A 23,272-nucleotide genomic window follows, 5' to 3' on the forward strand; every position below is an offset into this window, starting at 1 on the left:
TTAAGGGGGTATAGTATATGAAATTTCAAAAGTGGTCAAAGGAAATATTAAGTTATAAATTAAGGGATGGATATAGACTAGAAAGGGCTGATAATAAAGGGTTCACTGATTACTATACAGTTTACTCACAGATGAACATTGCTAATGGCTTCTTTAAGAAAAGTTATGACGTAATGAGAACTGTAGTTGATGATGAAGATGAATGCTTTTGGATTATTAAAGATGATAAAAAAATAGGTGGAGTGTTTATAGAACCTAATAATATATCAGAATTATTCATTATATCTCCCTATTCAAATGTAGATTTATTATTAGAAAGACTTAAAGAAATTCTAGTTTTTTGGTCAGATACTACAAAGGATATACTTGCGGATATAGTACAACCATCTTTAGTTGAAAATTATGAGAAAATAGGATTTAAGAAAATTGAAAGCGGTAGGTGGATGATAAGACCGACAGAAGAATTCAATATTATGTGGGGAGAAGGTTTTTATGCGAATTTACCTAAAAGAGAAAATCAAGGAGAAATAGGAAAGTTACTTTATGAGGCTTTTGAAAACAATGTGAATCTTCATAGTAGTTATACTCTAGATGAATATACAGGTTGGGTAAAAGAATACTTTGATGATTATTTAGACAGTGACATGCTAAATAGAGCTTCTACCCTTGTATATGATGGAAAGACTAATGAGCTAGTTGGAGTTTGTTATGTATCACTTTGGCAGGAATGGCCTTTAATATCTCAGATAGCTGTTAAGCCAAGCTATGAAGGCAGGGGGATTGGAACTAAGATGCTAAAAAAGGCACTTACTATTCTAAAGAAAGAGTATCCTGTAGTTAGGCTGTATGTTGATATAGGAAATGAAGCTGAGGAGGTTTATGAGAACTTAGGCTTTTTAAAGGGACTTGAGCTGACACAGATGAAGTTAGTTTAATCAGAAAGTAGGCAATAATATGAGTGAAAATTGTGAAATAGAAGAAATGGGGAGTTTTTTCAATTTAAGGGCTGAAGGATATGAAAAGCATATGGAAGACGCCTTAAATTCCTTTGAAGAATACTACAAGTTAGTTTCATCTACTGTGGAATATACAGAGGATTCTATTGAAATCCTTGATTTAGGATGTGGTACAGGCCTTGAGTTAGAAGAAATATTCAATAAGGCTCCTAATGCTAGAGTAACTTGTATAGACTTATCTAAAGAAATGCTAAAAATTCTTAAAGAAAAATATAAGAATAAATTGAACCAAATAAATATAATTATCGCATCTTACTTAGAGGAAGACTTTGGGATAAAGAAATATGATTATGTGGTTGGAATAATGACTATGCACCACTTCTTATATGATGAAAAGTTAGAACTTTATAAGAAAATAAAATTAGCATTGAAGGAAGAGGGAAGGTATATAGAAGGAGACTATGTGGTAAGTAAATACTATGAAAAAAAGTGGCTCAAACAAAGAGTTGACTTATTAAAAGAACAAGGTGATGAAAAAATTAAACTTTATCATATAGATATTCCTTTTGCATTAACTACGCAAAAAAGGCTATTGAAAGAAGCAGGATTTAAAAATCTTCATATGATTTTTCAAAAGGGTGAACACCTAATTTATGAGGTAAAGTAAAGATATTAATATAAATTAACATATGTAAGATAAAATGGAAAGAGGACGTTGGGTTTAAAAATATTGATTAACATCCGTAGTTTAATATTACGTAAAAAATTAGACTATAGATGTTAATCATAAAATAAGTTAATTGAAGAAATGGTTTCAACATAATCAATTGAAAGGGGTGATGACAATGAAGTTGCCAATAAAAGATTACTTTGGATTATTATATAAGTACTTAAAAAAGCAAAAAAATATGGTAATACTATTATTTTTTATATTAGTTATTAACTTAGTAATACAATTAGCGAATCCACAAATATTGAGATATTATATTGATGCTGTAACAGAGAATCTGGGCAGAGAAAATTTAGTAATAGCAGCTCTATTATTTATAGGTTTTGGAATTATAAGGCAAGTATTTAAAATTATATCAACTTATATAAGTGAAAAGGTTGGATGGAGAGCAACTAATGCATTAAGAGGAGATTTAATAGAGCACTGTATAAACTTAGATATGGATTTCCATAAAACACATCAATCAGGAGAGATGCTTGAAAGGGTTGATGGAGATGTAAATGCGCTATTTAGTTTCTTCTCCACTTTTGTATTGCAATTTATATCAAATTTAGGACTTTTAATAGGAATAATTTTATTGCTATATAAAGAAGATTGGAGGATTGGATTAACATTAACCATGATTGCAATTTTGGATATGGTTGTAATGAAATATATAGAAAAACATTCATCAAAGCATTGGGAAAAATCAAGGGAATATAGTGCACAGTTGTATGGTTTTTTAGGAGAACAGATTACTAGTGTGGAAGATATAAATACTTGTGGCAGTAAAAATTATACTATGAATAGTTTATATAAATTATTCAGAAAAATGCTGCCCGTTGAAATAAAAGCCAGTTTATGCCATTATTATATGTGGATAGCTAACATAATTGTCTTTGCATTAGGTAATGCTGCAGCATTAATACTTTCAGCCTATTTTTATGGGAATTCATTAATATCCTTTGGTACTGTATATTTAATATTTCACTATGTTGAGCTTATGGCTAATCCACTAGAAGAAATCAGATCACAGATGCAAAAACTTCAAAGAGCTGAAGCGAGTATTAAGCGTGTAAAAGAGCTTTTGCAAATTAAAAGCACAATAAAGTATGGCGCTAATGGTTTAAATAGTAAAGATTCTATTGATGTAGCTATAGATGGAGTTTCATTTAGTTATGAAGATGGAGAAGCTGTACTTAAAGATATAAATATTAATATAGAAAAAAATACTATTTTAGGAGTACTAGGTCATACTGGGAGTGGTAAAACTACCTTAGCGAGGTTAATTGTGAGGATATATGATGTATGTAGTGGAAATATTAGATTTAATGGAGAGGATTTAAAGAGCTTCACTAAAGAAAGTTTAATGGAGAATATTAGTTATGTTACTCAAGAAGTACAAATTTTTCATGCAACAGTTAGAGAAAATCTCACACTATTTAATCCTAGTATTAAAGATGAAACTATACTTAATATCATTGAAGATATTGGATTAATGCCATGGCTTAATAATTTACCCCAAGGACTAAATACTATTCTAGATAATGGTGGTAGTGGCTTATCTTCAGGAGAAGCTCAACTTCTCGCTTTTGTAAGAGTGTTTCTTAAAAATCCCAAATTAGTTATTTTAGATGAAGCTACTTCAAAACTTGATCCAATCACTGAAGGACTTATAGATAATGCACTAAATAAACTGTTGAAAAATAGGACTTGTATAATTATAGCTCATAGACTTGGAACAGTTGGGAGAGCAGATAGCATTTTGATTCTTGAAGAAGGAACAATTGTAGAGTACGGCAATAGAAATCAACTTTATAAAGATAATAATTCAAAATTTTATAATTTACTACAAAAGGGTATGGAGGAGGTGCTGGCATGATAAAAAGTAAAAAAGAGAAAATTCCAGTGCTTGAGTATATTGGTAAGATGATAATGTATAGACCGTGGTATTATTTACTCAACTGCTTTTTATGGATAACAATTCATATGTTTCCACTGATACCTGGTTTAATTACTAAGAGATTTTTTGAAGTCTTAGAGAAAAGTGGAGGGTTGAATAGTGAAATTCTAAGCCTTATGGCATTAATTTTAGTAGTAGCATTAACTAGATCAATTATTATAGCTATGGGCGGAAGAGTAGATGCTAACCATAGATTTTCTATGAGTGGATTACTTAGAAGAAATCTACTAGAGTGTATTATAAGTAATCCATTAATTGGAAATAAGACTTCTTTAGGTGAGTCTATGAACTGTTTTAGAGATGATATAGAAGAGATTGAGACGGTTATAAGCTTCACCTTAGATATAATTGGGGATGGATTATTTGCTTTAGGAGCACTAATTATTTTATTAACCATAAATGTAAAGGTAACTTTATTTATTTTTGCTCCTTTAGTTATAGTAATATTATTATCACAAAAGGCTATGAAGTATATTTCAAAATACAGGACTACTGCTAGGGAAGCAACTGGTGATGTATCAGGGGCTATCGGGGAAATATTTACTGGAATAGAAGCCATAAAGATATCTGAAAGTGAGAAGTATATAATTAACAATCTAAATAATCTTAATGAAAAAAGAATGAAATATATGGTGCGTGATAAGATTTTTGTAAATATCATGGATGCTATATATGAAAATGCTGTAACTATTGGTACTGGATTTATATTGCTATTAACAGGTAAATATATGCTGGAAGGGAGCTTTTCAGTAGGAGATTTTTCACTATTTCTATATTATCTTCCCTTTGTAGCTGATTTTGCAGGCTTCCTTGGAGAAATTTTTGCTAGGTATCAGCAAGGGGGAATTGCCTTTAAGAGGATGTTTAAACTCTTAGATGAAAATATGGAAAAAGAGTTATTAGCTCATAATTCATTATATCTAAAAGGTGAATTAGTTGAAGAGAAATGTAAACAGGAAGATATAGAATTTAAGAGTTTAGAGGTTAAGGAACTAACCTATAAGTATAATGAAACTAGTGGTATAGAAAATATTAACTTAAGAGTAAATAAGGGTGATTTCGTAGTAGTTACAGGAAGAATTGGAGCAGGGAAGACAACTCTTATAAAATCTATTTTAGGAATGTTACCTGTAGATAGTGGAAAAATCTATCTAAATAATGAAGAAGTTAAAAATAATAGTGAAAAGCTAACACCCCCAATAGTAGCTTATACATCTCAGAATTCTAACCTATTTAGTGATACTATTAAAAATAATGTTCTTTTAGGACTAAAGGATGAAAGAGAAAAATTGGAGCAAGCTATATATTCAGCAGTTTTAGATAGGGATATTAAGAATTTTAAGGATGGAATAGATACCTTGATAGGTTCTAAAGGAGTAAAACTTTCCGGAGGTCAAAGACAAAGAGTAGCTGTGGCAAGAATGTTTGCAAGAAAGGCTGATTTATATGTCTTTGATGATATATCTAGTGCCTTAGACATAGAAACAGAAATAAAGCTTTGGGATAGGATGTTTGAAAGGAAAAATATAACGGCCTTAGTGGTTTCTAATAGACATGTAGCATTAAAGAATGCAGATAAAATTTTAGTTATGAAGGATGGAAAAATTGAAGGACAGGGAAAACTTGAAGAACTTCTTAAAAACTGTGAAGAAATGAGGCAGATATGGGGCCTTGAAGCATAGAAGATAGCCTATATAGAAGAAGTTTCTGAACATCCAAAGTTAGAATTTATTTACCTATTGAATAGAAGGAAGTAGATTAATTACATGTTTAATTAATCTACTTCCTTTTAAGCATTTTATACTGAGTTAAATATAATATATTTTATAAGATATATTCCATATGATAATCAAAGGGCTCAAGATTATATAGCTTTTTATTTACTTCTTTAGTTAGTATACATCCCATACACCTATAAAAGGTTTGAGCATTTTCACAAGATGAGGCAGAGATATAAACTTTACTAGCCTTTAATTCTCTAGCTTTATCAATACACATGTTAAATAGTGTTTTTCCAATACCTTTATGGCGGTGGCTGTTTGTAATGTGAAGATTGGACAATTGAATATATTGTTTTTTACTCCCAAAGAATTCATTTTCTAGGGAAGCAAATCCTACTAATTTACTTTCATCAAAGGCTGCAAAAACTGAACCACCTTTTTCAAATGTAGATTTTAATTCATTACATATGCATAATAGCTCATTATTATCCCAATTCTCTTCATAATAGATATCTTTTAGATACTCACTTCCATCATCTCTTAGTCTCCAAGCTCTGTATATTTTCTCATGTCTATCAAAATCATTTAATAGTTCAGGAACTAAGTCAGTTATTTTTAATTCTTTATATATCATCATTTATTTCCTTTCATAACTTATATTAATAGATTATTTACTATCTAAGGTATCTAAATGAGATAATTTATTTGAATAAATTATTCTATGACAACAGCTAGTTATCTGCCAGTGGTGTATTCCAGTATCACCTGTAGATATAAAAAGTTGTGAATTTATAGGAAGCTCAAGAAAACTTCTAAAAAGCATATTTATAATGCCACCATGAGCAACAATGGCTATAGTAGAATCAGAGGAGTTTTCGCTAACTATCTTTGATAATATGGATTCAGCCCTAGCTCTGAATTCTATCATACTTTCCATTCCATACATAGATGTGTGAGGCCATCTTATAGCAGGTTCAGGATAGCGTTCATTTGCCTCTTCTCTAGATAACCCTGCTAATAGTCCATTATTAAATTCCATAAGTCCATTTTCATATATAATAGGAATGTTAGTAGCATTAGCTAATATTTTAGCAGTTTCACTAGCACGTTTTAACGGACTGGAATAAATTTTATCAATATTATAATTTATTGATAAAAAATTTGACATAGCTAAACCTTGCTTATACCCAAGTTCTGTTAATGGGAAATCTGCTCTTCCTTCATGAACATTTAATATGTCTGCTTTTGATTGACCATGTCTAATTACAATGATATCCAAATTTATAGTTCCCCCTCATAATTAATTTAAGGTTATAAAATAATTATATAATATAAATAAAATGAATTATATGAATTTTTAGTTAAATATAATTGCAATTAAGTGGCTATTCATAGGTGAAGAATAATAAATTTCTAAATAAATTAAAATTTATATATAGATTATATTCATTTATTAACCTGAAAAAGTGTAACAATTATAGCATTTGTATTATAGTTAGTAGAAAAATTTATAGAAGAGAGGAACGTTATTATAAGTAAATAATATGAAATTATTAATTATTATAGAATCATAGGAAGTGTTCTACTAATAAAAAATTCTATATTTTATGTTATAAATAAATAATAAGGGAATTAAAAGGAGTGATACTAATGAAGAGGAAACTTATTATATTAATTATATGTGGAGCATTAGCAGGCACTGCACTGGTAGGATTAACTTTACAAAATAATTCTAAGTACATTAATAATTCAGCTATTGAAAGTGTAGATGAAAAAGAAGACACAATAGGGGACAAGAGAAATGAAATTGCTTTATATGATGAAGTAAATGAAGAAGATAAAAACAGTAATGAAGAAATAAACCTTAGTAAAGATACTAGGTTATCTCGAGGTAGTGGACAAGCTGATAATTCACAAAATGATAAAAATGTAGTTAATAATGATGAAGGAAGGAATTTAGAGGAAAAAGAAAGTTCTAATACTACAGTTAATAATCAAGAAGAAATAACTGAAGGTAATTCTTATAGTAATACTGAAAAGTCATCAGTACCTTCTCAGGAAAAAGTGAATACACCATCTAAATCAACTACACCGACTACAACAGTTACAGGTGATTTTTCATCACAAATAGAACAGCTTATATTTACAAAAGTAAATGAAGAGAGGGCTAGAGCGGGTATGAGCACCCTAAGTTACAGTAGTCTTATGGAGAAATACGCAAGAATAAAATCAAAGGATATGGGAGATAAAAATTACTTTGACCATAAAAATCTAGAGGGTGAGCTTATAACAGCACAAATGGCTAGGGACGGTATTTCTTATAGATCTTGGGGAGAGAATATAGCTTATATAGGTGGAGTATCTGATATAAATGAACTTGCAAATCAATTTATGATAAATTGGATGAATTCACAAGGACATAGAGAAAACATACTATCCCCTAACTTTACAAGTATAGGTGTTGGTGTATATAAAGCTGGGAATAGATACTATGCTACACAGGAGTTCTATAAATAATAGTACAAGCATTAAAAGTTTCACTGTAAATATGTAATTAAGGATTAAATTAAAAAAGCACTAAGATAAAAGATATCTTTAGTGCTTTTATTTTACATAAAACATTTATTAAAAGTTATTATTCATTTGTTAATACTGTAAGTTTATTGTAATATATAATAAAGGTTAATCCGATGACTACCAGCTCTAATACTCCTTCTTTTTTAAAAGTGGGAGTTAAGAGCTGGTACGTCCCTGGATAACGATTTTCCCTAAAGGACAACGACTTCTAAGTATCAAATAAATTGACACTAAGAATTCTGTTAGTAACCTTCGGAGAAGCTAAGAACTCTGTTTATAGAGTAATCTTATATTGGTAAGGAGTGGAATAATGAAAGTTAATTTTTATAAATTTAGCGAAATAGATGATTATAAATTGAAATTTGCAGTAATAATGGCAAGATATATGAATCAATGGATATTTGTAAAGCATAAAGAAAGAGATACTTGGGAGATTCCAGGAGGACATAGAGAAGAGAATGAAAGTATAAAGGATACTGCAAATAGAGAATTGAGAGAAGAAACAGGAGCTATAAAATTTAAACTTAATCCTGTAAATATATACTCTGTTGTAAGGGAGAGTAATGACACTGATGAATATGATGAATCCTATGGGGCACTTTTCTTTGCCGATATTGAGGAGTTAGGTGAACTTCCTAACTTGGAAATTGGGGAAATTTGCTTATTCGATAATCAACCTAAAAATCTTACTTATCCATCAATACAGCCTCATTTATTTAATAAAGTTTGCAGAATATATACTTTAGATGATGGAGCAAGTATAAATAAACCTATAAGCATTAGGTAGGAGGGAGTTAAAAAATGGAAAAAAACTTTGAAGATGTGTTAAAATCAGATTATAAAAACAATGAAGGAAATGATTTAAACTCCATGGGACTTAAAAAACCCATTATGTTAATGGAAGGAGATAAAGTTGCAACTATAAGTCTATCTTGGGGCGGAGCAGGAGATGAAAATATTCTTTGGAGATATGAAGTTGGGAAAAAAAGACTCCAAGAAGATTTTGGGCTTCAAGTTATTGAAATGAAGACAACTCTTAAGGGTACAGAATATGTATACAATAATCCAGAAGAACGGGCAAAGGATTTGATGGAAGCTTTTAAAGATCCTTCGATTAAAGGTATTTTTTCTTGTATCGGGGGCGATGAAAGCATAAGAATTTTACCTTATATTGATTACGAAGTAATAAGAAATAATCCCAAAATCTTTATTGGTTATTCTGATAGTACAGTTACACATTTTATATGTATGAAAGCTGGAATTTGTAGCTTTTATGGACCTGCGGTACTTTCTGAATTTGCAGAAAATATAAAAATGTTTGACTATACTAAGTTTTATATAAATAGAGTATTATTTACTAATGATGTTATTGGTAATATTAGACCATCAGAAATTTGGACAAGTGAACATCTACCTTGGCAAATAGAGAATAAATTTATTCCAAGAAAAGTAAATAAAAATATGGAATATGAATTATTACAAGGAAGTGGAAAGGTTCAAGGACATTTAATAGGTGGTTGTATTGATGTATTAGAAATATTAAAAGGAACTGAAGTATGGCCAAGTAGTGACAAGTGGAAAGATGGAATATTGTTTTTGGAAACATCAGAAGATAAACCAGAACCTACTTATGTGGAATATTGGCTACGAAACTATGGAGCTCAAGGAATTTTACAAAATATAAATGGAATAGTTTTTGGAAAACCTTATGATAATGTTTATTATAATGAGTATAAGGAAGCTTTTATTAAGGTCATAAGAGATGAATTGAAACTAAAAGATTTACCAATACTATTTAATGTGAATTTTGGACACACAGCACCTATGATTACAATTCCTTATGGAGCAAAAGCTGAAATAGATTGTGAAGAGAAGGGTTTTTCAATAATAGAAAGTGGAGTTAGGAAGTGATAAAATGAGATACGTTATTGTTTCCGTTATAAAGGGAGAAGCAGGAGATTTTAACAATAACCTTAGAAAAGAAGTTTATGATAAGTTTAAGGCTAAGTCTTCAAAATTACCTGCACATTTTACTATAAAAGCCCCCTTTGAATATGATGGAGATATTAAAGAACTAGAGAAATCTATAGAAAATTATTGTATATCTCATAAAAGAGAGCCTTTAGAGATTAACGGTTATAATCACTTTGATGATAGAGTGATATATATGGATATGATAATGAGTGAAGAGGGAAAGGCTCTTCACGATGAATTAATTAGTAAAATGAGTAGGATTCCTTATATTGAATTTACTAATAAAGATGGTAAGGATAAAATATTTCATATTACCATAAGTTCAAAAAGAATAAAAACCATATATTATGATCTTTGGAATTATGTAAATAAGTATCCATGCAATTTTCATGGCTATTTTGATAATGTATGTATTTATAGGTGGGAGACTAATACTTGGGTATTACATAGAGAGTATCTTTTCCAAAAGTAAAATAATATAATAACTACTGAGTGATAATTTAATATCAATAGTTGTTATAGAAAATTAATATAGATATAGTTATATATATAATTAAAATTACAATAAATTTTTAGTTTAAGCTAGAATAAACTTTATATATTTATAATATATATCTGGATAGGAGTAGCTATGGGTAATGATATAAAAAGATGTATAATGATATTTCCAGAGTTTCAAAATATAAATACAATTAATGAAATAAGAGAAACTTATGATCCTTTTGTAAATAATGTGAGCCCTCATATAACGTTAGTCTTTCCTTTTGAAAGTAAAATTAAAGAGTACCAATTGAGGAATTGGATGAATGAAGCATTAAAGGGTGTAAAGCCCTTTAATGTGGAACTTGAAGGAATAATAAAAATTAGCAGTGATTCAAGTTTATATTTATGTTTAGAGGTAAAGAAAGGCAAAGAAGAAATAAGAGAAATTCACAGTAGATTATATGATGGAATACTTAAGGCGTATAAGCCACAGTGGTTAAGTCAGATTGAATTTATACCACATATGACTATTGGTAAATTTAGTTCTGAGGAAGAGCTAAATATTGCTTATAAAAAAATTGGAAACGTGAAAGAAAAGTTTTTTTCTAAGGTGGACAAGATATCTGCAGAAATTGTAGTTAAAAATGACAGATCGATTAGGGAAATAGAGATTAATTTACAAGAGTAGATTATATTAATAAGCATTATAAGGAGACGATATATAATGAAGAGAAGATTTGCTAATAAGCCAGATTGGAGTAGAGTATTAAGGAAAGAGTTTAAAATTGAATTCATAGATAATGAAGAGTTAAGAGGATATATATCAAGTATCCATATGAAAGAGATAACAGAACCCTTAATTATACAAACTAAGGGTGTGGATTATTGTATTGTGGATAAGGAATATTCTTGGATTCAGTATTTTCCAGAAAATAAAAACTATGTATTAACAGTTATGATTGATGAAAAACACAATATAATTCAATGGTATTTTGACATTTCAGAAAAATATGAACTTACTGAGGATGGAATACCTTTTTATGATGACTTATTTTTGGATATAGTAGTGTTAACTACAGGAGAAGTAATTTTATTAGACGAAGAGGAATTAGAAGAGGCTTTAAATAATAAGGAAATAACAGAAAAACAATATGGAGATGCAAAAGAACAGGCTGAGGAACTTATTGTATGGATAAATAAAAACTTTGAAAAATTATATGAACTTACTAAGAAATATTATAACCATTTACAAAATATTTCTTAGGAAATATATTACATATAAGAAATGTTTTGTATAAGGTACCTCTGAGCATGTTTCAAACAAAGTTGAAGATTTTATAAGGATTCGTGTAATATTTTTTAGTATAGGTATAATTTAAAAAATCCATAAAAGGAATTGTAAACCTAATCTGAATAAAAAGATTACAATTTTCGCAAAATCTATAGAAATGGATGTACACATATGTTAATATATGAGGGAATAAATATTTGAAATAAAATATAATAAGTATTAATATGGGAGGTACAACATTGAAAATTACAACTAAGAACATTATAATATGCGCTATTTTTGCTGCATTAACAGCTATTCTCTCACAAATATCAATACCACTGCCATTTACTCCTGTTCCTATAAATCTTGCCATGATATCAGTTTTTATTGCAGGTGGCTTGTTAGAAACTAAGATAAGTGCAATTAGTCAATTGGTATATGTAATAATTGGAGCTATTGGAGTTCCTGTTTATGCAAACTTTACAGGGGGGCTTGGAATTCTAGTTGGTCCTACAGGAGGATATATAGTAGGATATATTATAACTACAATTATAATTGGAGTTATAGTTAAAAGGTTAGGGAACAGTATATATTCTTATACAGTGGCTATGGTAGTAGGTATCTTAGGATGTTACTTCGTAGGAACAGTATGGTTTATGCATATAACTCAAAATGGGTTAACAGAGGCATTGCTTATGTGTGTAGTACCATTTTTAATTGGAGATATATTAAAAATTATTTTATCAGCTTTCTTAGTTAAAAAGTTAAAAAAATATGTATAGAGGATTAATAAAAGCACGGTAGATATTAACTACTGTGCTTTTTATAACTGATTTAGGATTAAAGTATATTTAGCATATATGACTTAGCTATGTTTTTATATCCATATTTAATTAATGCTTCTACTACAATACTTCTTACTTCATAACCAGTAGTTATTTCTCTAGATAAAGATATTAAGATTGACTCTACATCTGAAACAATTAGTTCTAGTTCTTTAGAGTTAAGTTGAATATCTACATCAGAGCCAGCATTTTCAACACTAGTTTTAATTTTTGATGGTTCAAAGGAAACAACATTTCCATTCTTCTTTATAAATTTCATTTAAACGCCTCCTTACTATAGTTATTATTCACACATAAGTTTATTTATAGTAATTATACACTTAAATATATAATAATAACATATATTTAAATAATAAAATTGTAGTACTAATAAAATTTTATTTAAAAGAGGAATAATGAAAAATTTGTAGAATTTAATAAGTATATGTTAAAAATCATATAGATTATTCATTATGAGAAATAAATTTTCTCATAATGAAAAAGGTTTAAATTGAAAGGGGATTATTATGACTAAGACTCAACTAAAAGCAAATATTTTACTTCTACTTACAGCTGCAATATGGGGGTTAGCATTTGTAGCTCAAAAGGTAGGAGCAGAACATGTAGGGGCTTTTACATATAATGGTATTAGATTTGCCCTTGGAAGTATTTCGTTGATACCGTTAATTTTATTTTTAAATAGGAAAAAGGGCGAGAATGAGGAAACCAAAAATAATGATAGAGATTCTTTAAAACTTACAATTAAAGCTGGGATAATTGCGGGTTGTGCCTTGTTTATAGCAACAAGTCTTCAGCAAATGGGAGTTATGGGTACAACTGCCGGAAAGGCTGGTTTCATTACTGGACTCTATATGGTTATAGTTCCTATATTAGGATTATTTTTAAAGCAAAAGGTTAATAAAAGTACTTGGATAGGAATAGTTATAGCCATTATTGGATTATATCTATTAAGCATTAATGAAGACTTTTCTATATCAAATGGTGATTTATTAGTACTAATAGGATCTGTAGGATGGGCTGTACATATTTTATTAATTGACAACTTTACTAAAAAAATAGATCCATTAAAGTTATCAAGTGTACAATTTGCTACATGTTCAATTTTAAGTTTAGTAATGGCTATTATATTTGAAGATATTAATATGGTAGGGATTTCTGGAGCTATGGTATCAATATTATATGGTGGGCTTTTATCTGTAGGAGTTGCCTATACTCTTCAAGTAGTAGCACAAAAAAATGCAAAACCGTCACATGCAGCTATACTTCTTAGCATGGAATCTGTGTTTGGTGCATTAGGAGGTGCTATGTTCTTAGGAGAAAGAATTGGTGCTAGAGGCTTAGTTGGATGTATACTTATATTTATAGCTATAATAATTTCTCAACTAAAGCCTTCAGAAAAAGGTTCAAAAGATATGGCAGAAAATATTTAATATTATATTAAAGCTTGTACTATAGCTACTGCAATTATGAATGTAGTAGATTATAATACAAGCTTTATTCATATTAGGTTATAGTAGAAAATAAATATAAATTTTATAAATATAATATGATAATGGTAGTAAATATAAAATCTTTAATATTTTATTAAAGATTTTTTCACCTATTGAATTAGTTTTAAGATTAAGGAAATTAATATTAATTTTTAGTGGAAATAATAATTCTACCCCTTGGTGAGTAAATAAATCTAGAAATATATGTGATGCATACCCAAACCAAAAGCCATAGCATAATATTTCTATTACAACATTCCAGTTACTTATGTAAATAAAAAAAATATAAACTATATATAATACTATTAAACACAATAAACTATGAGTAAAACCTCTGTGTTTAAATTTTTTACCTAAGGATTTTGAAATTAATGGATATCTTTTGCTTATATAAGAACTTTTAAGATCTATATCAGGAAAGAGTGCGCCAATATTTACTGCACGAAAATATAAAATTATCAATAGTAACTTATAAATTAATAAGTAATTGTTTAAGTTCTTTAGGATCATTGGGTAAATAGTTATAACTCCAATTAAAAATCCACCAGATTCATGTGTTTGTTTTGTCATTTTTTCACCTGTCATCTTTTGTTTTACTACTAATTATTAAAGCTATAATATCTGTTCAGTAGTTAAATACATTATATATTAATTATAGGGTTACGTACATATGTTTTTGTGATATGTATGATAAAATTTTGATAATGGAACTCTATATAAATCAAGTAAGTGAAATTTAAAAAGATATTTGTTTTATTGTTCTGCAAGGAGTAAAGCTGTACAATGATTAATTGGTTTAGCTTAAGAAAAAAATAGTGAAGTATGTTAATAAGGTATACTATAATAATTACAATGAAGTTAAAATATGGTATAATTATTTCAATATGTAATTGGAGGGGAGCGTCATGAAAAACATTCAACTAGAAGATTTTACAAAATATAATTTTTTATCATCTCTAAACTTTTCACCAAAGGGAGATACTGCTTGTTTTGTAGTGTCTAATTGTAATTTAGAGGATAACACATATGATTCTAATTTGTGGCTTTATGATTTAGCTTTGAATAAGTATCATCAATTGACTGCTTTTAATAAAGAAAGAAGTTATATATGGCTCCAAGATAATGAGACTATATTATTTCAAGGAGTAAGGGATAGTAAGGATAAAAAGAAACTTGAAGATGGTGATGAATTTACTCAATTCTACAAGTTAAATATCCGTGGTGGAGAAGCTGTTAAGGCTTTTAAAATCCCTATGTTAGTTGAAACTATAGTTGAGGTGGATGAAGATACATTCCTTTTCACAGGGATTCATAAAGTTGGGAGAAAAAGTTTAATTGGACTTTCTGACGCTGAAAAAGTTGAGGAATTAAAGTCTAGAAAAGAAGAGAAGGACTATGAAGTTTTAGATGAGATTCCATTTTGGAGCAATGGTGGTGGATTCACTAATAAAAAGAGAAGTGGATTATATAAATACGTAGTAAGTACAGAGGAGATAAACTTAATAACTGATGAGTATACTTCGGTTATGTCATTAGAATTAAGTGAAGATAAAAGTAAGGTAGTATTTGCTGCAAGCTCCTATAAAGATAAGGCAGAAATTAATGATGAGCTATATATTTATAATATTAAATTAGATGAGCTTTCTTTAATTAACGGAGAAGAAAAATTTTCTTATAGCTATGTAAATTTCATGGATGAAGAGAAATTAATAGTACTTGGAAGTGATATGCAAGAATATGGAATTAATGAAGATGGTAGATTCTACCTAATAGATATAAATACTAAGATTAAAACCTTAGTAACTCCAGATTTTGATAAAAGTACATGGAACTCTGTAGGTTCAGATTGTAGATATGGAGGAGGAAAATCTATTGTAAGAGATAGTAAATACTTATATTTTATAACTACAGAAATAGATAGTTCTTATATAAATAGAATCAATATAGATGGAAATATAGAAAAAATAAGTTTTAATAAAGGGTCTGTAGATTGTTTTGATGTTAAGAATGGTAGTATATTATTTATAGGCCTTAGAAATCAAAAATTACAAGAAATATATTCTTTAAAAGATGGTAGCGAGTGTGAAATTTCAAAATTTAATCAGTGGATTAACGATGAATTAAAAATCTCGAAACCAGAAAGAGTTGAGGTTGAAACAGAACCAGGTGTTGTAATAGAAGGATGGGTATTAAAACCTGTAGACTTTGAAGAAAATAAAAAATATCCTGCTATTTTAGATATTCATGGTGGACCTAAAACTGTATATGGTGAAGTTTTTTATCATGAGATGCAACTTTGGGCTAATATGGGGTACTTTGTATTCTTTTGTAACCCAAGGGGTAGTGACGGTCATGGGAGAGCTTATGCAGACATTAGAGGGAAATATGGAACTATTGATTACCATGATATAATGACTTTTACAGATATAGTTTTAGAGAAGTATAAAAATATTGATGTAAACAATGTAGGGGTAACTGGTGGATCTTATGGAGGATTTATGACTAACTGGATAATTGGTCATACTGATAGATTTAAAGCTGCAGCATCTCAAAGAAGTATATCTAACTGGATTTCTAAGTTTTGCACTACAGATATAGGGTTCTATTTTGTAGATGATCAAAATGGTGGGACTCCATGGAGTAATGTGGATAAGTTATGGTATCATTCACCGCTTAAATATGCAGATAAAGTTAAGACACCAACTTTATTTATACATTCAGAAGAAGACTATAGATGTTGGTTAGCTGAAGGTATACAGATGTTCACAGCTTTAAAATATCATGGAGTTGAAGCTAGACTTTGCATGTTTAGAGGAGAAAACCATGAGCTTAGCAGAAGTGGAAAACCAAAGCATAGAATAAGAAGAATTACAGAAATAACAAATTGGTTTGAAGAACATCTAAAATAATTGTATGAATTATAAATGAAAAAATTCAGAATAGGAGGAGTAATATGGCTATGACTTTTAAACTTATATCCTTGATTTTAATAATAATCTATGGTGGATTATCTATGTTTGCTTGTACTATGGCCATCAAAGAAAGTAGAGAAAGTATTTTCCCTAATTTATTGATGATTACAGGAAGCGTAGCTATTTTACTTGCTTCTATTACACAGTTTAAAAGTGGAAGTAATATGTTATATATACTTTTGTTAGGATTGATATCAATACATGTAGCTGCAATAATTCATGGATATAAATTATTTAATAAGCTGAATTTAAAACATCATATACTAAGGGGATGTATTTCTTTGATAATTTTAATATGCTATTATGTAGGTTATTTTTCTTAGTATTTTAGTAAGATACTAAAAACATAGGATGAAAAATATATAAAAATATGGTTTAATATACTTATGAAAGAATATGAAAGGGGTAACTTAAGATGGCAGTAAAGAAGATAGTTCAATATGGAGATGAACATTTAAAAAGGGTTAGTGATACTGTAGTTGAGATAAATGAAGAAATAAGAGATTTAATTCAAGATTTAAAGGATACATTATCAACGGTTGAAGGTATTGGACTTGCAGCTCCACAAATTGCTGTAAATAAAAGAGTTATATTAATTGACTTAACGCCTGATAATTCTTCGCCTTTAATACTGATTAATCCTAAAGCTATTAAAGTATCTAAAGAAACAGCTAGAGATTATGAGGGATGTCTTAGCTATGTGGGATATGAAGGATTGGTTGAAAGACCTACAAAAATGATAGTTGAAGCATTAAATGAAAATGGTAAACTTATAAAGTATGAAGTAGAAGATTTTATGGCAAGAGTTTTTTGTCATGAGATGGATCATTTAGAAGGAATTCTTTATATGGAAAAAGCTGATGAAATGTATGAATTAGTGGAAGGTAAAGAATAAAAGTTATTTATTGGTAATGTGAAAATAGATGGAACTGTTAAATGGTTATTTATAAATATAACCTTTTAACAGTTCTTGTTTATTTTGTGAATTTAAAGTTATTATAAATAACTTTAAATAGGCTATTTAAAAACTTTCATATAGATTTATACTAAAATTTAGATTATTATATAATAAAGGTAAAATTTAAGCTTTATTATATAATAAGTGAAAGTATATAATATAAAGAAATACATAAACAAATATTAATTTATAAATTTAGTGAATTAAAGAAATCTTGCATATAGAGACTTAGAAATGCAGAAATTAAGTAAATGTAGTAGAAATATAATAAATAAAAATAAAGGAGTACTATACTATGAATAAACAAGAAATTATAGAGATTTTAGAGGATAATGCTTTAGAAAATATTACAGAAGTAAAAAAGCATGATCACTGCTTCATAATTAAATTTTCTTACGAATTTGACGAGTTAGAAATTGAAGGAGCTAGACAATTTGCCAATGAAGATTGTGAGGAAAAAAGAGAAGGAGAACAATGGTATGAAGAGTATTTTCTACCTTATTTAAATGATACTGCAATAGATAATATTAATGACATAGTAGATGAAATTTCAGAGGAGTATGATTTAGATTATGAAATGTTGTCTTATGAGCTTTCAGAAGAGGATTATGGCTCAATGAATTTTTTAGTTGCATTTTATAGAGAAGTTTTACCTGTAGATATTGATGAATTAATTATGGAGTTATAATTAATTATGAAAAAAATAATTATAATAAATGGTTCTCCCAATAAAGAAGGTCACACAAATAAAATAGTAGATTCAATTTTGGAAGGTATTAATCCCAACGTGGAAATAAAGTATATTAATTGCTATGATATGAATATTAATCCATGTATTGATTGTAAATATTGTAGTAAAGTATTAGGGGAGTGCTCAATTAAAGATTCTATGACGGATATTTATAAACATATACAAGAATGTGATATAATCATTTTAGCATCTCCTATGTATTTTGGTATGTTTCCATCACCATTAAAATCATTGATAGATAGGTGTCAAGTGATCTGGAGTAAAAAGTTTATTTTTAAACAAAATACAAAAGAACGAAAACAGGGTATATTTATATTTAATGGGGGCAGTTCCTGGAATAATATGTTTAACTCTATGGAAACTATAGGTAAATATTTTTTTAATACCCTTAACTGTGATATTTCATTTAAACTATATATAGACAATACAGACATAAATTATAATTATATTAATAAACATTATGATGATATTTTAAAATGTAAAAACATGATAAATGTGGAAGTACATTAGGCTAATTTCTTATGTTTTTTATCATTATTAGAATTATTACTCATCTTTTGATATTCTACGATATATTCATCTAAATGTTGAGAGCATATTACAACAATATTATCTGTAGGTCTCTTAAATCTAAGCAGTACATGTAGTAGTAGTTTAAAAGATTTAATTTTTTGATTTAGGAATTTAAATTTTAATAACATACCATCACATCCTTAAACTTTATATTTTTATTTTAACAGAGATATAGCATAATGTTAATGATTATTAATAGTCAAATTCATATTAAGTTTTACAAAAATCACCATAAAAGCGATAAATATATCATAAAAAACTTATAAATAAATATATGCAGATGACTTAAAGCCATTTCTCAGATATCGAAGTAAATATAATAATACACTTTGCGACATGTAACAAACAAAAATTTAAAATAATTAAAAAATACCTATAAATAATTACTATAATTAACATCATAGTAATTATTTGGGGTAAATTACTATATAATCGTATAATAGACTATTAGGAGGAAAAATGAATAAAGAATATATAAATATTGATAATATGAAAATAGAAGAAGTTATTGAGGAAATAAACTTTTTATATAAAAAGAGCCAAGAATCTGGTTTAACAGAAGCTGAAAAAAATAGACAGCAAGTTTTGAGAAGAAGGTATATAGATAATGTTAAAAGAAATTTTAAGGCTCAGATTAGTGGATATAAACCTGTAAACCCAAAACATAATAATTAGTAAAATAGAATTTAAGTAAACAATAATTATAAATGCAAGATATGAGGTAGGGGAGGCGTAAGATGGGAGTACAAGTTTTAGATTTAGTTAACAACTATAATTTAGAGGTTTTAGTAGAAGGAGATTTAGAATCTAATATTGTGGTAAGTGAGATAAATAGGCCTGGATTACAATTTGCTGGTTTCTATGATTATTTCGATAATAAGAGAATTCAAGTTGTAGGTAAAACTGAGTGGAGTTATCTAAAGTGTCTTGATCCAGAAGTAAGGATACGTAGAATAAAAAAATACTTTTCTTTCCCAATACCTGGAGTAATAATTACAAGTGGATTAAAAGTACATGATGAATTTTTAGAAGAAGCAAGAAATAAAAATGTTACTGTTCTCAGAAGTATTGATAAGACTACAAAATTCATTAATAGGGTTAGTAATTTTTTAGACTCAGAGTTAGCTCCAGAAACTAGGCTCCATGGTGTTTTAGTAGATGTGTATGGAATTGGCATATTGATTATAGGAGAAAGTGGAATAGGAAAAAGTGAAGCAGCATTGGAGCTTATTAAAAGAGGTCATAGGCTTGGAGCTGATGATGCAGTAGATATTAAAGAAATAGATGGGAAGTTATATGGTTCTTGTCCTTATATAACTACAGGAATGCTTGAAGTTAGAGGTATGGGGATTATTGATTTATCAGCAATTTATGGTAGTAGCTGTATAGTTTCTCAAAAAAATATCAACTTAGTTATTTCTTTAGTTAACTGGGACGTAAATGATAAATATGAAAGACTTGGAGTAGATAAAGAGTATATGGAGATACTAGGGGTTGAGGTAGAAAAAATAGTATTACCTTTAAAGCCAGGTCGTAACATAGCAGTTATAATCGAAGCTGCAGCAGCTAATTTTAGATATAATGCCACATCAAATTGTACTGCGGTAGAAACAATTGAAAAGAGAATCATGGATAGTCAAAATACTTAAGAGTTTTAGTGCAAAAAATATAATTTAAAGAATAATTTTATAAAAATTTTAAGTTGTATTAGGCACTTACTTATAAAGTTTACTGTAATAAATTTAAATATAGTATACATTTGAAATTTTCATAAATTTAAATTGTAAATCAATTTGAGTTGAGTTAATATAAAAGTATAATTATATGACTATGATTTTATTGGGAGGGATTTTAGTGGAAGATTTAAAAAAATTAGAAAAGAAATATGAATTGGTCTGGGATAAATACGGCAAGGAAGACCTTGATAAGGCATTCGAATTATCAGATAGATATATAGATTTTATGTCAAAGTGTAAAACTGAAAGAGAATGTGTTGCTGAATTCATAGAAATGGCAGAAAAAGACGGATATTTAGATATAAATCAGTGCATAGCTGAAGGAAGAAAGCTTAAAGCTGGAGATAAAGTTTATGCAAATTGCATGGGAAAAACTCTTGCATTATTTTTAATAGGAACAGAACCTATAGAAAAAGGTTTTAAAATATTAGGCGCACATGTTGACTCACCAAGACTTGATCTAAAGCAAAATCCATTATATGAAGATTCAGATTTTGCAATGCTTAAAACTCATTACTATGGAGGAATTAAAAAATATCAGTGGGTTACTATACCTCTAGCAATTCATGGTGTTGTGATTAAAAAAGATGGAAGTGTAGTAAACATAGTTATAGGTGAAGATGATAGGGAGCCAGTAGTAGGAATATCAGATTTATTAGTTCACTTATCTGCAGATCAAATGGCTAAGACATTAGCTAAAGGAATCGAAGGCGAAAGTTTAAATGTATGTGTTGGATCTATACCAGTAGAAGATAAAGAAGCTAAAAATAGAGTTAAACTTAACATATTAAGACTTCTTAATGAAAAATACGGAATTACAGAGGAGGACTTTGTATCAGCAGAGCTAGAGGTTGTTCCAGCAGGAAGAGCTAGAAGTTATGGTTTAGATAGCTCAATGGTTATGGCCTATGGTCATGACGATAGAATATGTGCATATACTTCTTTTGAAGCAATGATGAAAATTAAGAATACAGATAAAACTTGTATCACATTACTTGTAGATAAAGAAGAGGTTGGAAGTCAAGGTGCTACAGGAATGCAGTCAAGATTCTTTGAAAACACTGTAGCAGAACTTGTAAACCTTGTTGAAGATTATAGTGAACTTAAAGTTAGAAGAGCACTTGCAAATTCTAAAATGCTTTCTTCAGACGTAAGTGCAGCTTTTGATCCAAATTATCCATCAGTAAGTGAAAAGCAAAATAACGCATTCTTCGGTAAGGGTGTGGTATTCAATAAATATACTGGAGCAAGAGGAAAAGGTGGATGTAATGATGCAAATCCAGAATTTATTGCTCAATTAAGAAGAGTAATGGATAAGCATAATGTTTATTGGCAAACATCAGAACTTGGAAAAGTTGACCAAGGCGGCGGTGGTACTATAGCATACATTCTTGCTGAATATGGAATGGAAGTTATAGATTCAGGTGTAGCTCTACACAATATGCACGCGCCATGGGAAATTGCAAGTAAAGCAGACATATATGAAACTTGCAGAGCTTATGAGGCATTTTTATTAGATATCTAATTTTAATTTTATATAAACAGAGTTCTTTGCTTCAGAGGAAGTTTTTACACTCCCTCTGAAGGTTACTAACAGAATTCTAAGTATCAGTATTTTCGATACTTAGAATTTGTTGTCCTTTAGGGGAAATCGTTATCCAGGGACGTAACAGCTCTTTACCACTACTTTGAAGAAGAGGGTAGTATTAGAGCTGGTAGTCATTGGATAAAATATAAAAGGTAGAAGAAATATTCTTCTGCCTTTTATATTTTCTTTTATTGCTAACTATTCTTCTGTAAAGTATTTACAAATACAATATAAGTTATAGGAAATTGGCACTTCAGTAATATTTAAGTAATCAACTTCATATTTACCATCCCAATCATAGATAGATATATATTTTTCATTAAATATAGTTATGCCATATTTTTTATTTGGGAATTCAATATATACTTTATATTTATAAGATTCAGGTAAATCATTAGGTTTTTTAATGAAATAGCTTTCATCTAAGGAATTTAAAAAACTAACAACATCTTTAGATTCTGTAGAAGGAAAATCAAATTCTTTAAAAAATTCTTTATAAAATACAGAAATACGTGTTGGCTCTGATTTATTAAGATTGGTTACTAGTTCTTGAGTATAATAATCAAGATATGTTTTTTCTTTATTTAGTGATGACTTTACATTTGTACAGCCAGTGGTTATTGTTATTATAATAATAAATAAAATTAAAAATTTCTTTTTCAAAATATCAACCCCTCTATTCCTTATAAATTATGAAAGTTAA

The 23,272-nt window shown here is 28.7% G+C and carries 26 protein-coding genes; 20 read left to right on the forward strand and 6 right to left on the reverse strand.

The annotated features are described in order from the left end of the window. Positions 1-17 precede the first annotated feature (17 nt). The 4 genes from B2694_RS02540 (at position 18) to B2694_RS02555 (ending at position 5,310) form a co-directional block, all read left to right on the forward strand. Positions 18-935, forward strand: a complete 918-nt coding sequence (locus B2694_RS02540) for a GNAT family N-acetyltransferase (protein WP_346884441.1) — start codon at positions 18-20, stop codon at positions 933-935. Positions 936-954: 19 nt separating this feature from the next. Then, positions 955-1,623 carry a class I SAM-dependent methyltransferase gene (locus B2694_RS02545; protein WP_346884442.1) on the forward strand — a complete coding sequence of 223 codons (669 nt, stop codon included), beginning with the start codon at positions 955-957 and terminating at the stop codon, positions 1,621-1,623. Positions 1,624-1,801: 178 nt separating this feature from the next. Beyond that, positions 1,802-3,547: an ABC transporter ATP-binding protein gene (locus B2694_RS02550; RefSeq protein WP_346884443.1), complete on the forward strand. Its 1,746-nt coding sequence runs from the start codon at positions 1,802-1,804 to the stop codon at positions 3,545-3,547. Beyond that, entirely contained in the window at positions 3,544-5,310 is a 1,767-nt protein-coding gene (locus B2694_RS02555) for an ABC transporter ATP-binding protein (protein WP_346884444.1), read from the forward strand. The genes B2694_RS02550 and B2694_RS02555 overlap by 4 nt, the downstream gene beginning before the upstream one ends. A gap of 142 nt (positions 5,311-5,452) precedes the next feature. Here B2694_RS02555 and B2694_RS02560 read toward each other — a convergent pair whose 3' ends face one another. After that, positions 5,453-5,983 carry a GNAT family N-acetyltransferase gene (locus B2694_RS02560; RefSeq protein ID WP_051824190.1) on the reverse strand — a complete coding sequence of 177 codons (531 nt, stop codon included), beginning with the start codon at positions 5,981-5,983 and terminating at the stop codon, positions 5,453-5,455. A 33-nt stretch (positions 5,984-6,016) separates the two neighbouring features. Further along, positions 6,017-6,628, reverse strand: coding sequence for a histidine phosphatase family protein (locus B2694_RS02565; RefSeq protein ID WP_346884445.1), 612 nt, complete (start codon positions 6,626-6,628; stop codon positions 6,017-6,019). Between the two features lie 371 nt (positions 6,629-6,999). Between B2694_RS02565 and B2694_RS02570 the strand changes: the two genes are divergently transcribed. From B2694_RS02570 to B2694_RS02600, 7 genes are all read left to right on the forward strand, one after another. Then, positions 7,000-7,866 carry a CAP domain-containing protein gene (locus B2694_RS02570; RefSeq protein WP_346884446.1) on the forward strand — a complete coding sequence of 289 codons (867 nt, stop codon included), beginning with the start codon at positions 7,000-7,002 and terminating at the stop codon, positions 7,864-7,866. Positions 7,867-8,236: 370 nt separating this feature from the next. Further along, positions 8,237-8,713, forward strand: a complete 477-nt coding sequence (locus B2694_RS02575; protein WP_346884447.1) for an NUDIX hydrolase — start codon at positions 8,237-8,239, stop codon at positions 8,711-8,713. A gap of 83 nt (positions 8,714-8,796) precedes the next feature. Further along, positions 8,797-9,837: a S66 peptidase family protein gene (locus B2694_RS02580; RefSeq protein WP_346884463.1), complete on the forward strand. Its 1,041-nt coding sequence runs from the start codon at positions 8,797-8,799 to the stop codon at positions 9,835-9,837. 4 nt (positions 9,838-9,841) lie between these two features. Next, positions 9,842-10,372: a 2'-5' RNA ligase family protein gene (locus B2694_RS02585; protein ID WP_150842363.1), complete on the forward strand. Its 531-nt coding sequence runs from the start codon at positions 9,842-9,844 to the stop codon at positions 10,370-10,372. 159 nt (positions 10,373-10,531) lie between these two features. Continuing rightward, complete coding sequence (locus B2694_RS02590; protein ID WP_346876972.1) at positions 10,532-11,071, forward strand: 2'-5' RNA ligase family protein; 540 nt, start codon at positions 10,532-10,534, stop codon at positions 11,069-11,071. 36 nt (positions 11,072-11,107) lie between these two features. Further along, positions 11,108-11,647, forward strand: a complete 540-nt coding sequence (locus tag B2694_RS02595) for a DUF402 domain-containing protein (protein WP_346884448.1) — start codon at positions 11,108-11,110, stop codon at positions 11,645-11,647. Between the two features lie 266 nt (positions 11,648-11,913). After that, entirely contained in the window at positions 11,914-12,438 is a 525-nt protein-coding gene (locus B2694_RS02600; RefSeq protein ID WP_346884449.1) for a biotin transporter BioY, read from the forward strand. Between the two features lie 58 nt (positions 12,439-12,496). Here B2694_RS02600 and B2694_RS02605 read toward each other — a convergent pair whose 3' ends face one another. Then, entirely contained in the window at positions 12,497-12,760 is a 264-nt protein-coding gene (locus B2694_RS02605; RefSeq protein WP_150842366.1) for an ATP cone domain-containing protein, read from the reverse strand. Positions 12,761-13,007: 247 nt separating this feature from the next. On the opposite strand from B2694_RS02605, the gene B2694_RS02610 reads away from it, so the two are divergent. After that, the gene (locus B2694_RS02610) at positions 13,008-13,931 is read left to right on the forward strand and encodes a DMT family transporter (RefSeq protein ID WP_346884450.1); all 924 of its coding nucleotides are present in this window, start codon (positions 13,008-13,010) and stop codon (positions 13,929-13,931) included. A gap of 78 nt (positions 13,932-14,009) precedes the next feature. Here the strand turns inward: B2694_RS02610 and B2694_RS17790 are convergent, their stop codons facing one another. Then, positions 14,010-14,576 carry a metal-dependent hydrolase gene (locus tag B2694_RS17790; protein ID WP_414632704.1) on the reverse strand — a complete coding sequence of 189 codons (567 nt, stop codon included), beginning with the start codon at positions 14,574-14,576 and terminating at the stop codon, positions 14,010-14,012. A gap of 320 nt (positions 14,577-14,896) precedes the next feature. Here B2694_RS17790 and B2694_RS02615 point away from each other — a divergent pair, with 320 nt between their 5' ends. The 5 genes from B2694_RS02615 (at position 14,897) to B2694_RS02635 (ending at position 19,182) form a co-directional block, all read left to right on the forward strand. After that, positions 14,897-16,900 carry a S9 family peptidase gene (locus tag B2694_RS02615; RefSeq protein ID WP_346884451.1) on the forward strand — a complete coding sequence of 668 codons (2,004 nt, stop codon included), beginning with the start codon at positions 14,897-14,899 and terminating at the stop codon, positions 16,898-16,900. Positions 16,901-16,944: 44 nt separating this feature from the next. Beyond that, entirely contained in the window at positions 16,945-17,286 is a 342-nt protein-coding gene (locus B2694_RS02620; protein WP_346884452.1) for a hypothetical protein, read from the forward strand. Between the two features lie 92 nt (positions 17,287-17,378). Continuing rightward, positions 17,379-17,858 carry a peptide deformylase gene (gene def, locus B2694_RS02625; RefSeq protein WP_035133709.1) on the forward strand — a complete coding sequence of 160 codons (480 nt, stop codon included), beginning with the start codon at positions 17,379-17,381 and terminating at the stop codon, positions 17,856-17,858. A gap of 358 nt (positions 17,859-18,216) precedes the next feature. Then, positions 18,217-18,609 carry a hypothetical protein gene (locus B2694_RS02630; RefSeq protein ID WP_346884453.1) on the forward strand — a complete coding sequence of 131 codons (393 nt, stop codon included), beginning with the start codon at positions 18,217-18,219 and terminating at the stop codon, positions 18,607-18,609. A gap of 6 nt (positions 18,610-18,615) precedes the next feature. Beyond that, a complete protein-coding gene (locus B2694_RS02635; RefSeq protein ID WP_346884454.1) occupies positions 18,616-19,182 on the forward strand; it encodes a flavodoxin family protein in 567 nt (188 codons plus the stop codon). Here B2694_RS02635 and B2694_RS02640 read toward each other — a convergent pair. Next, the gene (locus tag B2694_RS02640; RefSeq protein WP_035133703.1) at positions 19,179-19,373 is read right to left on the reverse strand and encodes an aspartyl-phosphate phosphatase Spo0E family protein; all 195 of its coding nucleotides are present in this window, start codon (positions 19,371-19,373) and stop codon (positions 19,179-19,181) included. The two genes, B2694_RS02635 and B2694_RS02640, sit on opposite strands and share 4 nt — an antisense overlap. Positions 19,374-19,704: 331 nt before the next feature. On the opposite strand from B2694_RS02640, the gene B2694_RS02645 reads away from it, so the two are divergent. The 3 genes from B2694_RS02645 to B2694_RS02655 all read left to right on the forward strand — a co-directional run bounded on the left by B2694_RS02645 (position 19,705) and on the right by B2694_RS02655 (position 22,506). Further along, a complete protein-coding gene (locus B2694_RS02645) occupies positions 19,705-19,920 on the forward strand; it encodes a DUF896 domain-containing protein (protein ID WP_414632705.1) in 216 nt (71 codons plus the stop codon). Between the two features lie 62 nt (positions 19,921-19,982). Beyond that, on the forward strand, positions 19,983-20,894 hold the full coding sequence (hprK, locus tag B2694_RS02650) for an HPr(Ser) kinase/phosphatase (protein ID WP_346884455.1): 912 nt from the start codon (positions 19,983-19,985) through the stop codon (positions 20,892-20,894). Between the two features lie 175 nt (positions 20,895-21,069). Continuing rightward, complete coding sequence (locus tag B2694_RS02655) at positions 21,070-22,506, forward strand: aminopeptidase (RefSeq protein WP_414632706.1); 1,437 nt, start codon at positions 21,070-21,072, stop codon at positions 22,504-22,506. A 261-nt stretch (positions 22,507-22,767) separates the two neighbouring features. Here the strand turns inward: B2694_RS02655 and B2694_RS02660 are convergent, their stop codons facing one another. After that, positions 22,768-23,232 carry a DUF4883 family protein gene (locus B2694_RS02660; protein WP_346884457.1) on the reverse strand — a complete coding sequence of 155 codons (465 nt, stop codon included), beginning with the start codon at positions 23,230-23,232 and terminating at the stop codon, positions 22,768-22,770. Positions 23,233-23,272 lie beyond the last annotated feature (40 nt).

The organism is Clostridium sp. UBA4395 (assembly GCF_002390995.1).
In the GTDB taxonomy this organism is placed as follows: Bacteria; Bacillota; Clostridia; order Clostridiales; family Clostridiaceae; genus Clostridium_J; species Clostridium_J sulfidigenes.

Bases quoted from the DNA above. Each gene is read 5' to 3' on its own strand.
- B2694_RS02540 (WP_346884441.1), top strand. From the start codon at position 18: ATGAAATTTCAAAAGTGGTCAAAGGAAATATTAAGTTATAAATTAAGG.
- B2694_RS02545 (WP_346884442.1), top strand. From the start codon at position 955: ATGAGTGAAAATTGTGAAATAGAAGAAATGGGGAGTTTTTTCAATTTA.
- B2694_RS02550 (WP_346884443.1), top strand. From the start codon at position 1,802: ATGAAGTTGCCAATAAAAGATTACTTTGGATTATTATATAAGTACTTA.
- B2694_RS02555 (WP_346884444.1), top strand. From the start codon at position 3,544: ATGATAAAAAGTAAAAAAGAGAAAATTCCAGTGCTTGAGTATATTGGT.
- B2694_RS02560 (WP_051824190.1), bottom strand. From the start codon at position 5,983: ATGATATATAAAGAATTAAAAATAACTGACTTAGTTCCTGAACTATTA.
- B2694_RS02570 (WP_346884446.1), top strand. From the start codon at position 7,000: ATGAAGAGGAAACTTATTATATTAATTATATGTGGAGCATTAGCAGGC.
- B2694_RS02575 (WP_346884447.1), top strand. From the start codon at position 8,237: ATGAAAGTTAATTTTTATAAATTTAGCGAAATAGATGATTATAAATTG.
- B2694_RS02580 (WP_346884463.1), top strand. From the start codon at position 8,797: ATGGGACTTAAAAAACCCATTATGTTAATGGAAGGAGATAAAGTTGCA.
- B2694_RS02585 (WP_150842363.1), top strand. From the start codon at position 9,842: ATGAGATACGTTATTGTTTCCGTTATAAAGGGAGAAGCAGGAGATTTT.
- B2694_RS02590 (WP_346876972.1), top strand. From the start codon at position 10,532: ATGGGTAATGATATAAAAAGATGTATAATGATATTTCCAGAGTTTCAA.
- B2694_RS02595 (WP_346884448.1), top strand. From the start codon at position 11,108: ATGAAGAGAAGATTTGCTAATAAGCCAGATTGGAGTAGAGTATTAAGG.
- B2694_RS02605 (WP_150842366.1), bottom strand. From the start codon at position 12,760: ATGAAATTTATAAAGAAGAATGGAAATGTTGTTTCCTTTGAACCATCA.
- B2694_RS02610 (WP_346884450.1), top strand. From the start codon at position 13,008: ATGACTAAGACTCAACTAAAAGCAAATATTTTACTTCTACTTACAGCT.
- B2694_RS17790 (WP_414632704.1), bottom strand. From the start codon at position 14,576: ATGACAGGTGAAAAAATGACAAAACAAACACATGAATCTGGTGGATTT.
- B2694_RS02615 (WP_346884451.1), top strand. From the start codon at position 14,897: ATGAAAAACATTCAACTAGAAGATTTTACAAAATATAATTTTTTATCA.
- B2694_RS02620 (WP_346884452.1), top strand. From the start codon at position 16,945: ATGGCTATGACTTTTAAACTTATATCCTTGATTTTAATAATAATCTAT.
- def (WP_035133709.1), top strand. From the start codon at position 17,379: ATGGCAGTAAAGAAGATAGTTCAATATGGAGATGAACATTTAAAAAGG.
- B2694_RS02630 (WP_346884453.1), top strand. From the start codon at position 18,217: ATGAATAAACAAGAAATTATAGAGATTTTAGAGGATAATGCTTTAGAA.
- B2694_RS02635 (WP_346884454.1), top strand. From the start codon at position 18,616: ATGAAAAAAATAATTATAATAAATGGTTCTCCCAATAAAGAAGGTCAC.
- B2694_RS02640 (WP_035133703.1), bottom strand. From the start codon at position 19,373: ATGTTATTAAAATTTAAATTCCTAAATCAAAAAATTAAATCTTTTAAA.
- B2694_RS02645 (WP_414632705.1), top strand. From the start codon at position 19,705: ATGAATAAAGAATATATAAATATTGATAATATGAAAATAGAAGAAGTT.
- hprK (WP_346884455.1), top strand. From the start codon at position 19,983: ATGGGAGTACAAGTTTTAGATTTAGTTAACAACTATAATTTAGAGGTT.
- B2694_RS02655 (WP_414632706.1), top strand. From the start codon at position 21,070: ATGACTATGATTTTATTGGGAGGGATTTTAGTGGAAGATTTAAAAAAA.